The organism is Methylobacterium sp. E-065, from assembly GCF_022829605.1.
Taxonomy (GTDB): domain Bacteria; phylum Pseudomonadota; class Alphaproteobacteria; order Rhizobiales; family Beijerinckiaceae; genus Methylobacterium.
On sequence record NZ_JAKSYD010000062.1, the window covers coordinates 1 to 9,066 of the forward strand.

Below are 9,066 nucleotides of genomic sequence, written 5' to 3' on the forward strand. Positions count from 1 at the left end.
CGGCATGACCTCGAGGTCAGACGTGTACCCATACCCTCTGGCCCCGCACGCTCCTGCCGCGCCGGACCCCTCCGCCCCCACTTGGCCGATGCCCTGGCAGATCGCGCCGATTGAGCCGGCCTCAACTGCGGCCGGTGAGCAGACGCTCCTGTCGATGGTGCCCGGCACCGGTCTTGTGAAAGCCCCTTCCACGGCTCTGCAGACAGTCGGGCAACCCTTGCCGGAGGTGCCGGGTCGGAACCGCACGGTCGACACCTGCCGCGCCACCGTGATGAGCGAGGCTGGAAAGGCCGGGATGAAGCAGGTGGAGGCGGTCTCGGCGGGGGCCGACAGGACCGACAAGAAGGGCGACTACTTCGCGCCGGTCCTGTTCCGCATCACCTACGACCGGCCGATGATGTACGAGGTGCGCCAAGCGGCGATGATCTGCGTCGTGAGCCGCAAGGGCGCTATCGTTGACGCGTACATGCCGGCTGACGAGGCGGTCATCACGCAATGGCCGTCCCTCAGCCGCCAGTGAGCTGACGGCGCCAGCCTCTCCCACACCTGCTAAAGCTCCGCTTCGTCCCGTCAGTGCGCCTGAGGCGTTCGCGACATCTCAAGGCATGCGGCGGGCAAGCACGCGACGACAGGCAATCGTGGGCCAGTTCCCTGCGTTCCGCCCGTGAAGCCTAGGCCGGGCAGTCGCGTGAGGGTCGGTGCGGCGGGGGATCTGGACACCGCGGGGCACCGGCCCATGGCCTGGATCCTCTCACGAACGGGTGCGTTGTTCGGCCTCTCGTCGGTGGGGCAATCGCGTTGCCGACCCTTGTGAGCACCCAACAGCACGGCACCTTCATGCCTTCGATTGCATCACGGCTTGGGCCGCTCTTCGTACTTATGCTGCCCAGCATGGCCCTCGCAGAGACTGCGCCCCTGAATGTGCCGATCCTGCTGCGCGGCTCGATCGGCAACGATGCCTGTCCTGAGAAAGGCCGCGTCTTCGAGGTCGGATCGGAGCCTGAAGGCTTCCTGCCGGTGCAGAGCGGGCCAGGCGAGGCGCCGTTCCGCGAGATCGGGCGGCTGCACGAGGGCGACGTGCTCGTGATTTGTGAGAAGCTCGGGCCGTGGCTGGGTGTCGTCTACGGGGTAGACCTACTCGGCTGCCGGACGACGATCCTCGTGCCCGTCGAACAAACCTACACAGGTCCTTGCGACCACGGCTGGGTTATGGCCCGCAACGTGAATATCGACTCGAAGTGAGCACAGGTTTTTCCCTGAAACGGTGCGCAAGAGTTCGCTAGCGCTACGGCACCACGCTGGTGAGTATGTCGAAGCGTACCGCCTGCACCCTCCGAGCCTATCTATGGATCTCCGCCCTGGTGCTGTGCTGCATCTCCGCGGTCATGTTGGTCGAGGCAAATAAGCCAACGGCAGGGGATCGACGCCTCGTCGACGATCCGACTGTGACGGGATCGGTCGTGGGTATGCGCTGGTGCGGCGCTGCCTCGTGTTGCCGCTGATGCGCTCGCATCACCGCGTCAGGCGTAGGGGCCGCCGAACAAGTCCCCGAGCGCCTTCCGGCTGAACAGCGTGCGCTACCGCCGCCTCTGATGCTCTGGCCGATCGTGGATCATGTGACAGCGCTGGCAGAAGGCCGCGAGGTTGGCGTCCGCGTTGTTCAAGGTGTCGTGATCTCGATGGGCAGCCGCTAGGACGACCCGGGTTCGACGGGCACGGCCTAGGATGTCAGCTTCCGTAGCTATCCGGATCCGCCTGCCCCAGCCATCGCGCCACCGGCCGTCTTGCGCGTCCCACCAGCAGCCATCGCCGAGGTGGTAGACCATCTGCCCGTGCGGCCGCCCACAGTCCTCGCAGCAGCCCCTAGCCCGGCCGAACCGGATCACGGCCGAGAGCTGCGCCCAGTCGATTGGGTAGAAGAAGCGGTGCTCGGGACGGATCGGCATGACAGCCGCACTGTGCCAGCCATGGTGAAGAAAGCGTAGCTGTATCGCTTCTGGGCAAGGCGGCCGCCGGCGCTTTGTAATTGCACCAGCATCGGCACTTACCTCATTTGGAGGATGCGGAGGCGTTTATTCTTATTTTGTATCGTATGCGCCGCACCAAGTGTTACTAGATGGGGGGCGGCCGATGGGAGACCATCAACTATGCTGGTGGGCATGCCTCTGCTGCGGGTGTTCGACCGCATGGGCTGTGGCGGCATCATCCTATCCACTGCCGGCCATGTCCTCGCGATCAACACCAGCGCCCGACTCATCCTGCAGGATCTGTTCAATCTAGACGAGGCTGCAGTCGCTGCCCCGAAGAGCTCCGGGCGCGAGATCATCAAGCAACTGCTCAATCGAGGGCGGGCTCGCGTCCATTTCGACAGCGAGAACTGGATCCTGATCGAGCGTAGCGGTCGGCGGCCGCTGATCATGAACTGCGTGCCAGTTCCCGTGCTCAGCGACGACGGCCCGCACTCGGTCCTACTTCTGATTGACCTCGACGCGACCCCGCTGCCCAGCACGAGTTGCCTGGAGCGGATCTTCTGCCTGACGCCTGCTGAGGCGCGTGTGACGCTGCTGTTGGTCGGCGGCAAGACGCTCGACGAGATAGCTCAGAAGCTGCACCTCAGCGTTGCGACGGTGCGTAGTCAGCTCAAGGCCGTGTTCGATAAGACCCACACCCACCGTCAAGCCGAACTGGTGGTGCTGGTCTCACGCTTGGCCGCCCTGCCCTAAGCTCTCGACTGGACCTACTCTGCGAAGCGCTCCTGCACCCAATCGGCCGCCGAGGAAAGGGTGTCGAAGAAGATAGCCTCCTGATCGCAGGGGCCGAAGCCGGCATGCATGAACCAGCCCTGATCGGTTGGCACGAGAACGGCCGCAAGACACTGATCGGCGAAGACAAGGTTTGCGTCCTCGGACGCTTGCCGTGTCGCGGCGCAGACCTCCGTAAAGCTGACCTTAACTGGCCTGTGCTCGTCCAATTGACGACCCCGTTCATCGGGTAGGTCCGGCACGCCTGCGGCATAGCCGAGCCTAACATAAGCTACTTCAGATGATGCAAATTGCCATCCATCATTTGGGGCAAAATGTGTTTCCCATCTACACCCCGAGCAGCGACTTGATTGTCGACCATCTGCCTGTGTGTCCGGCTGCATCCCTCGCAGCAGCCTCTTGCCCGGTCGATCGGGTACCTCAGCTGGGAAATCGCGTTGCTGCCTGGGTTCGCAGGTCACAAGCGTGCGATAGAGACCTTGGCGAGGCCTAATACCCCTATGGCTTGCGCAGAAGCTTTCGACAGATCGATCAAGCGGCGGCCGACGTAAGGACCACGGTCGTTGATCCGTACCACCACGGAGCGGCCGTTGCTCCGGTTGGTTACCACCACCTGCGTACCGAGCGGCAAAGTGCGGTGGGCAGCAGTCAGCGCGTTCATGTTGAAGCGCTCGCCGTTAGCCGTCTTGCGGCCATGAAAGCCAGGGCCGTACCAGGATGCCACGCCCGCCTGCTGATCGGACTCTGCTTTGGCGTTATTGCCGAAAATGGTCATGCACACAGCCGCGAGAGCGGCTAGAAAATACGGTTGGCACTTGAAGATCACTTGGCAATCCCGCTGTTGTTGAAGACGGGTCTGCTAAAGAAGATCAATTATGACCAGACTGAGTTTCTTCGATGCGGGGCTGGTATGCGCCAGCATGTGCCACATTTATGGCAAGATGATGCGATGGGCGCGCCCATAACATTTGATGCTGTTACGTAGATTGCCGCGATGCATGCGGTCAGAGCTGGTGCTCGCGTTAACGTCCGGACCCATAACGGTGGTGCGGACGGCGTAGGTGTGATTCACGGCTCCCACGGGAGGGGCCGATGGATTAGTTTTGGCTGACGGACGAGCAGTTTGCGAAGATCGCACCGCACCTGCCCACCGACACGCGGGGCAAGGAGCGCGTGGACGACCGACGCGTGATCGGTGGTATCGTCCACGTGCTCAAATCCGGCCGCCGCTGGACAGACGCGCCACGGGAGGTCTACGGGCCGAAGAAGACGCTCTACAACCGCTTCGTGCGTTGGGCGGCCAAAGGGGTCTGGGTCGGGCTGTTCGAGACCCTGGCCCAGGCCGGCGGGCCGGCGTCCCAGGTGCTGATCGACTCCACCGCCGTGAAGGCCCACCGCTGCGCCGCCGGGGGTAAAGGGGGAGCAGAACCAAGCCATCGGCCGCTCGCGGGGCGGGCGCACGACCAAGATCCACGCCCTCACCGACCGCGCCTGCCGCCCGCTCGCCTTCCTGCTAACCGGCGGGCAGGTCGCTGACTGCAAGGCCGGCGCGCTGATGCTCGAACGCCTACCGACTTGCCGCGTCGTGCTGGCCGACAAGGGCTACGACAGCGATGCCATCCGCCGACAGATCGAGACGGCTGGAGCCGTGCCCAACATCCCGCCCAAGGTCAACCGGCGCTGGAAACTGTGCTTCTCGCCCGTGCTTTATCGGGGGCGCAACGCCATCGAGCGGATGTTTGGACGACTGAAAGACTTCCGCCGGATCGCCACGCGCTACGACCGCTCGGCGACCAATTGCCTCGCCGCCGTCTGCCTCGCCGCGACCGTCAGCTACTGGTTATGAGTCCGGACGCTATTACGCCATCTCCTTAGCTTCCGGAGCGCTCCAGTAGGGCGGTAATCCGATCGATCTCGTGCTTGAGCGCCTGGAGCGGCTCCTCTGTCCCTCCCAGCGCGCACACGATCTGCTCCCGAGCAGCACCCACCTTCCAGCGTAGAGCATGGCCCGCATCGGTCAGCTCCACACGCAGGTGCCGCTCGTTGGCCGGATCCCGGCCGCGGCGCAGCAGACTATCGCGCTCCAAGCGCTTGAGCAGCGGCGTCACCGTACCGGAGTCGAGATGCAGTCGGGCCGCGATTTTCTTCACGTCCAATCCATCTTCCTCCCAGAGCACCAGCATGACGAGGTACTGCGGATAGGTGAGCCCGAGCGGCTCAAGCAGCGGCTTGTAGGCGGCCGTGAACGCATGAGCCGCAGCGTAAACCGAGAAGCAGAGCTGGCGGTCCAGCGGCAGAACGTCGGGGCCAGGTGCAGCCTTATCCGCCTGGTCAACGGCGGTCGGAGACTGAGTTCGACGAGCGGTCTGTGTCATGGGCAGGATGTAACACGATAAGCACGACAAGGGATAGCTCACTTAGGCGTTGACACCTAACGATTTGTGCTCTAATCGTTAGGAAACAAACGCAAGGGGGCCAACGATGCCGCGCAATGCTACGCCGCTCACGCTCGCTGCCGCCGCTGGGACCAGTGTCGGCTTGTGCATCTTCGGTGTGCTGGCCTTTGGAGGCTCCGGTCATGCTGAGACGCTCAGCCCCAAGCCGCTCTCGGCCATAGTAGCCCTGCGGAGCCGTGCCCCCTCGCTACCAGTTGCAGCCCCGCGCGAAGCGCAGGACCGCTCCGGCCGCACGGTGCGGGTGATCTATCCGGGTCCTTACGCCCAGCGCTGAAGGAGGGCGGTGACAATCACAGCTTCAGTGCTCTTCCTCATGCCGGTTCTACTGACCGCGCTGACCCTGGCGGTCGGTGAACCCATGGAGCTGTTCCCGATCAAGGACGATCTCTGGCAGCTGCCGCGTCCCTCATCTCTGCTATAGCCATCCGCTGGGACAGCGCCGGTCCTCACATCCGCAGCGCTCAATTGCAACGTGGATGATACCGCTCTACCGCATTGCTGCTCGGCATGACCGGGAGTGGGCTGAACCGGCAACACTTTGAAGCTTCGCAACGGATCCGAAGTCGAACTGCCCCGTGCCGCGGACGGACGGATCGAAGCCGGGTGACCGGCAGAGCATCGCGCGCCCGGCGTGTCTTTTGGGATCGGCCGTATCAGCCACGAAAAGGAAGCTCGACGTGCAACGCTACTTCTTCGACATTCATGACGACGTGCAGGCGTTGAGCGACACCGAGGGCGAGCCATTTGCAAACTCTGACGAGGCGGGAAAACGCGCGGCACAGATCCTCTCGGAGATTGCGCTGCATGAGCCCAGAGAAAACGCCTGCAGCAACCTGTTGGCGCTGGTACGGAACGAGGCCGGACGTGTGGTGTTCACTGTAGCACTCAGCATCGTGGGTAGAAGGATTGATGCACCAATCCTGCTACCTGGCTGCCACGTTGGTGCAAAACGGTCTCGCCGGTCCAAACTTTTGGCTGCCTAGCCAAAGTCGATCGGTCAGAGATTACATTGGCCCGTAGAACCGCTTTGGTTCGGACATGTTCTGCGCATACCGCAGTGAACTCAGCTGTTCGCCCGTGATTAGGATCCGTTAATTTTTTTCCGCTCAAGTATCCACTCAGTGATCGGCTTCGGCCGCGCGCCGGAAGAGCAGCACCGGGGTCGTCTTGAGACGGCGGGCCCTGGTGGGGCCTCGCCGGCGCAGTCGCCGCATCTCGGCGAGCATCACAGTCCCGCCGCGATCGGCGCGCCTCCTGGGGGCAATGGTGGAGGCGGCCCGCCGTGATCATTCCGCCGGGAGTACCTACGTTGCTCAACACCCTGCTGGCACTGCTCGCCGTCATCTCTGTCATGGCCGCCCACGCGGCCTACAAGCTGGCACGCCTGCCCTTTCGGCTCGTAGGCGCCCTGTTCAGGCACAAAGCCCCGCCGGCGCCACTGATAGCCCGCTAACGGAGCGTCGCGACCCGGCCCCCGGGTTCGCATGGCTGCCCCGCCGACGCGGGTGTGGCGTGCACCTGAAGCTTTGCATTAAGCCCCCCGGCCCCACTGCAGGGGGAGGCACGTGCGCGTGCCCTGGCTGATCAGGAACTGCCTTATGAAAGCGTTGCTCGCGTTCGCCGTGGCCATGGTCGTGTGCGCTGGTCCCACGTTCGCTCAGGCCGATCAGCCGGCCCGCAATTGCGACCTGGACCCGGAAACCACGGGCTCGCTGGCCGCCGATCCGCGCAGCGTCTACCTGCCGGGCCAGCACCCGTTTCAGGCCGACCGAGATCCGCCAGAAGTCAGTTGGCAGGACCAGGCGCAGGAAAGCTCGGAACAGCGTCAGCGCGATTTACTCGACTGTGGAGTGGATTGACGCCCGCTCGTCGGTCGGCCGGGATCTTTGACCCATCTAGCCCCGTTTCCAGTCTTCGCAGCGGTCGAGCTCCGAGCGCGTCCGCACGCGAGCGCGCCAGCAGCTTTGCCCTCCCTGGCACTAGGCTGCCAGCGCGTCCTGAACCTCAAGCCCCAGCCTGGGACAACCGCGCGATTGCCCTAATGACAGGCTTTCAACCTGTCGTCTGCATGATGCTGTAGGGCCGCCTCGCGTATCGGCCCGACCGCCGGTGAGATAGACGACCTCCCCCGCCAGCCCGTGATCAGATCGGGCGGTGGGGCCGAGCCAGCCTTGAGGCGCGCATGCTTCGCGCGAGCGCTCGACCGAGCAGCCACAGGATCATTTCGGATGCTTGAATGAGCGTTCGGTCACCCAACTGGACGAGCGCCTCATGCGCCTCGATGGAGCAGTCGCTCGCCACGATCAGGGGGTCCAATGCCTCAGGGGCGATAACTGACTTCTGCTCTGTCGTGCCGCCCTGCCAGAACGGTTTGGCATGGGCGCTCGTGGTGTCGATGTAGCAGTCTCGGCCGCGCATCCTCCCAGTCTCATCTGACACTAGGGTGCCAAGATTGAGCACCCACTTCACCTGGCGGGTCGCAGTCTCGACGCGGAACTCAGCAGAGAAGGATCCCCCCGTGCGACGCAGCCTGCGTATGCGATCGAACACCCAATCTCGGTCGTCTGGATGTGTGCGCTGTAAAGCTATCTCCAGCGGCAGCGGTTGCTCTGCGAGGCTAACATCTCCGGCGAGCAGCGCGGCAGCCCCGCTGTCGAGGTCGGATTGTGCCGCCTCTACGTCTGTACTCCACGTACCAACGAGGCCGGCAGCCTGCAACGCAAGCTCAATCGCGGGGGGCAATGACACGTGGTTCTTGTCCCTCAGCGGGCGGGCTCAGCAGCGCAAAACCCAAACCAAGTTAGAGCTTTCAACAACAAATCATACTACCTAAAATTGGCTGTATCGCCGCAGATGCAACTTTCCGTGAGGTGCGAGAGAAGCGGGGGGGGGGCGTTACTTCCACGCCGCGGTTGCGTCAGGCAAGGAGGCTTCATGGCCATTGATGAGGATCCTGGAGTTCTGCAGCAGATCGCGCGTCTGCTCGATGTGACGACGAGCGCCTTCTATGATCCGCGTGAGACACGGGCGATCGGGCCTGTCGCTCAAGCTGCGCAGGAAAGCAGCGAGCTGTTGGAAGCGTTCGCACAGATCAGCGATCCGCAGGTACGCCGCGAATGCATCAAGTTCGTTCGGGCTAAGATGTCATCTTCATCGCGCCCGACAGGCATCGCCCTGACGGCCGATCAAACGTAGGGGCCACCGAACAGGTCCCCGAGCGCCTTCCGCCGAAACAGCGTGCGCCAGCGTCGCCGCTGATGCTCTGGCCGGTCGTGGATCATGTGGCAGCGCTGGCAGAAGGCCGCGAGATTGGCGTCGGCGTTGTTCGAGGTGTCGTGATCACGATGGGCCGCCGCCAGCACCACCCGCGTCCGACGGACCCGACCGAGGATGTCAGCTTCTGCACCGACCCGGATCCTGCGTTCCCACCCATCGCGCCACCGACCGGCATCCGTGTCCCACCAGCGACCATCGCCCAGATGGTAGACCATCCGCCCGTGTGGCCGCCCGCAGCCCTCGCAGCAACCTTTCGCCCGCCCGAACCGGATTACGGCCGAGAGCTGCGCCCAGTCGATCGGGTAGAAGAAGCGGTGCTCGGGCCGGATCGGCATGCTGATGCTGGATATGCGGAACGCGACCCACTCTGAAGCGGAGCGGTTTTCCACCCTGTGGCATCACGGCCGCAGCCGAACGACCACGTTCTGCTGGTTCGCAACCAAAGCGCCTCTGGCATGTCGTGGCGCTCTTGCATGTAGACCGCGAAGTATTACGGCGGTCGAGGGCGCGTTAAGAGGCGGTTTACTACGACACGCCCCCTCATCACCCAAGGGTGTGTCCGTGAAACTACA

General features: G+C 63.6%; 14 protein-coding genes and 1 pseudogene. 9 read left to right on the forward strand and 6 right to left on the reverse strand.

Going from position 1 to position 9,066, the window contains the following annotated elements:
- Both MKK84_RS05650 and MKK84_RS05655 read left to right on the forward strand, forming a co-directional pair.
- Positions 1–520 (forward strand): annotated as a pseudogene (locus MKK84_RS05650) (hypothetical protein); the annotation flags it as partial.
- A 401-nt stretch (positions 521–921) separates the two neighbouring features.
- On the forward strand, positions 922–1,242 hold the full coding sequence (locus MKK84_RS05655) for an integron (RefSeq protein WP_243917374.1): 321 nt from the start codon (positions 922–924) through the stop codon (positions 1,240–1,242).
- A 335-nt stretch (positions 1,243–1,577) separates the two neighbouring features.
- On the opposite strand, the gene MKK84_RS05660 is transcribed toward MKK84_RS05655, so the two are convergent.
- Positions 1,578–1,946 carry a hypothetical protein gene (locus tag MKK84_RS05660; protein ID WP_243917376.1) on the reverse strand — a complete coding sequence of 123 codons (369 nt, stop codon included), beginning with the start codon at positions 1,944–1,946 and terminating at the stop codon, positions 1,578–1,580.
- Between the two features lie 201 nt (positions 1,947–2,147).
- Here MKK84_RS05660 and MKK84_RS05665 point away from each other — a divergent pair, with 201 nt between their 5' ends.
- Entirely contained in the window at positions 2,148–2,723 is a 576-nt protein-coding gene (locus MKK84_RS05665) for a helix-turn-helix transcriptional regulator (RefSeq protein ID WP_243917378.1), read from the forward strand.
- Between the two features lie 14 nt (positions 2,724–2,737).
- Here the strand turns inward: MKK84_RS05665 and MKK84_RS05670 are convergent, their stop codons facing one another.
- Both MKK84_RS05670 and MKK84_RS05675 read right to left on the reverse strand, forming a co-directional pair.
- The gene (locus MKK84_RS05670; protein WP_243917380.1) at positions 2,738–2,971 is read right to left on the reverse strand and encodes a hypothetical protein; all 234 of its coding nucleotides are present in this window, start codon (positions 2,969–2,971) and stop codon (positions 2,738–2,740) included.
- 248 nt (positions 2,972–3,219) lie between these two features.
- Positions 3,220–3,537: a septal ring lytic transglycosylase RlpA family protein gene (locus MKK84_RS05675; protein ID WP_243917382.1), complete on the reverse strand. Its 318-nt coding sequence runs from the start codon at positions 3,535–3,537 to the stop codon at positions 3,220–3,222.
- 332 nt (positions 3,538–3,869) lie between these two features.
- Between MKK84_RS05675 and MKK84_RS05680 the strand changes: the two genes are divergently transcribed.
- A protein-coding gene (locus tag MKK84_RS05680; RefSeq protein WP_243917415.1) for an IS5 family transposase occupies positions 3,870–4,608 on the forward strand; the annotation gives its coding sequence in 2 pieces (ribosomal slippage) (positions 3,870–4,196 and positions 4,198–4,608; 738 coding nt in all).
- 25 nt (positions 4,609–4,633) lie between these two features.
- Here the strand turns inward: MKK84_RS05680 and MKK84_RS05685 are convergent.
- Positions 4,634–5,137, reverse strand: coding sequence for a MarR family winged helix-turn-helix transcriptional regulator (locus tag MKK84_RS05685; protein ID WP_243917384.1), 504 nt, complete (start codon positions 5,135–5,137; stop codon positions 4,634–4,636).
- A gap of 106 nt (positions 5,138–5,243) precedes the next feature.
- Here MKK84_RS05685 and MKK84_RS05690 point away from each other — a divergent pair, with 106 nt between their 5' ends.
- From MKK84_RS05690 to MKK84_RS05705, 4 genes are all read left to right on the forward strand, one after another.
- Positions 5,244–5,492, forward strand: coding sequence for a hypothetical protein (locus MKK84_RS05690; protein WP_243917386.1), 249 nt, complete (start codon positions 5,244–5,246; stop codon positions 5,490–5,492).
- 9 nt (positions 5,493–5,501) lie between these two features.
- Positions 5,502–5,639, forward strand: a complete 138-nt coding sequence (locus tag MKK84_RS05695) for a hypothetical protein (protein WP_243917393.1) — start codon at positions 5,502–5,504, stop codon at positions 5,637–5,639.
- A gap of 256 nt (positions 5,640–5,895) precedes the next feature.
- The gene (locus tag MKK84_RS05700; protein WP_243917395.1) at positions 5,896–6,201 is read left to right on the forward strand and encodes a DUF6894 family protein; all 306 of its coding nucleotides are present in this window, start codon (positions 5,896–5,898) and stop codon (positions 6,199–6,201) included.
- A gap of 615 nt (positions 6,202–6,816) precedes the next feature.
- On the forward strand, positions 6,817–7,077 hold the full coding sequence (locus tag MKK84_RS05705) for a hypothetical protein (RefSeq protein WP_243917397.1): 261 nt from the start codon (positions 6,817–6,819) through the stop codon (positions 7,075–7,077).
- A gap of 283 nt (positions 7,078–7,360) precedes the next feature.
- Here MKK84_RS05705 and MKK84_RS05710 read toward each other — a convergent pair whose 3' ends face one another.
- The gene (locus tag MKK84_RS05710; protein WP_243917404.1) at positions 7,361–7,966 is read right to left on the reverse strand and encodes a PAS domain-containing protein; all 606 of its coding nucleotides are present in this window, start codon (positions 7,964–7,966) and stop codon (positions 7,361–7,363) included.
- Positions 7,967–8,152: 186 nt separating this feature from the next.
- Here MKK84_RS05710 and MKK84_RS05715 point away from each other — a divergent pair, with 186 nt between their 5' ends.
- Positions 8,153–8,413, forward strand: coding sequence for a hypothetical protein (locus MKK84_RS05715; protein WP_243917406.1), 261 nt, complete (start codon positions 8,153–8,155; stop codon positions 8,411–8,413).
- Here MKK84_RS05715 and MKK84_RS05720 read toward each other — a convergent pair.
- Positions 8,404–8,829: a hypothetical protein gene (locus MKK84_RS05720; protein WP_243917408.1), complete on the reverse strand. Its 426-nt coding sequence runs from the start codon at positions 8,827–8,829 to the stop codon at positions 8,404–8,406. The genes MKK84_RS05715 and MKK84_RS05720 overlap by 10 nt on opposite strands.
- Positions 8,830–9,066 lie beyond the last annotated feature (237 nt).

Bases quoted from the DNA above. Each gene is read 5' to 3' on its own strand.
- MKK84_RS05660 (WP_243917376.1), bottom strand. From the start codon at position 1,946: ATGCCGATCCGTCCCGAGCACCGCTTCTTCTACCCAATCGACTGGGCG.
- MKK84_RS05665 (WP_243917378.1), top strand. From the start codon at position 2,148: ATGCTGGTGGGCATGCCTCTGCTGCGGGTGTTCGACCGCATGGGCTGT.
- MKK84_RS05675 (WP_243917382.1), bottom strand. From the start codon at position 3,537: ATGACCATTTTCGGCAATAACGCCAAAGCAGAGTCCGATCAGCAGGCG.
- MKK84_RS05685 (WP_243917384.1), bottom strand. From the start codon at position 5,137: ATGACACAGACCGCTCGTCGAACTCAGTCTCCGACCGCCGTTGACCAG.
- MKK84_RS05690 (WP_243917386.1), top strand. From the start codon at position 5,244: ATGCCGCGCAATGCTACGCCGCTCACGCTCGCTGCCGCCGCTGGGACC.
- MKK84_RS05705 (WP_243917397.1), top strand. From the start codon at position 6,817: ATGAAAGCGTTGCTCGCGTTCGCCGTGGCCATGGTCGTGTGCGCTGGT.
- MKK84_RS05715 (WP_243917406.1), top strand. From the start codon at position 8,153: ATGGCCATTGATGAGGATCCTGGAGTTCTGCAGCAGATCGCGCGTCTG.
- MKK84_RS05720 (WP_243917408.1), bottom strand. From the start codon at position 8,829: ATGCCGATCCGGCCCGAGCACCGCTTCTTCTACCCGATCGACTGGGCG.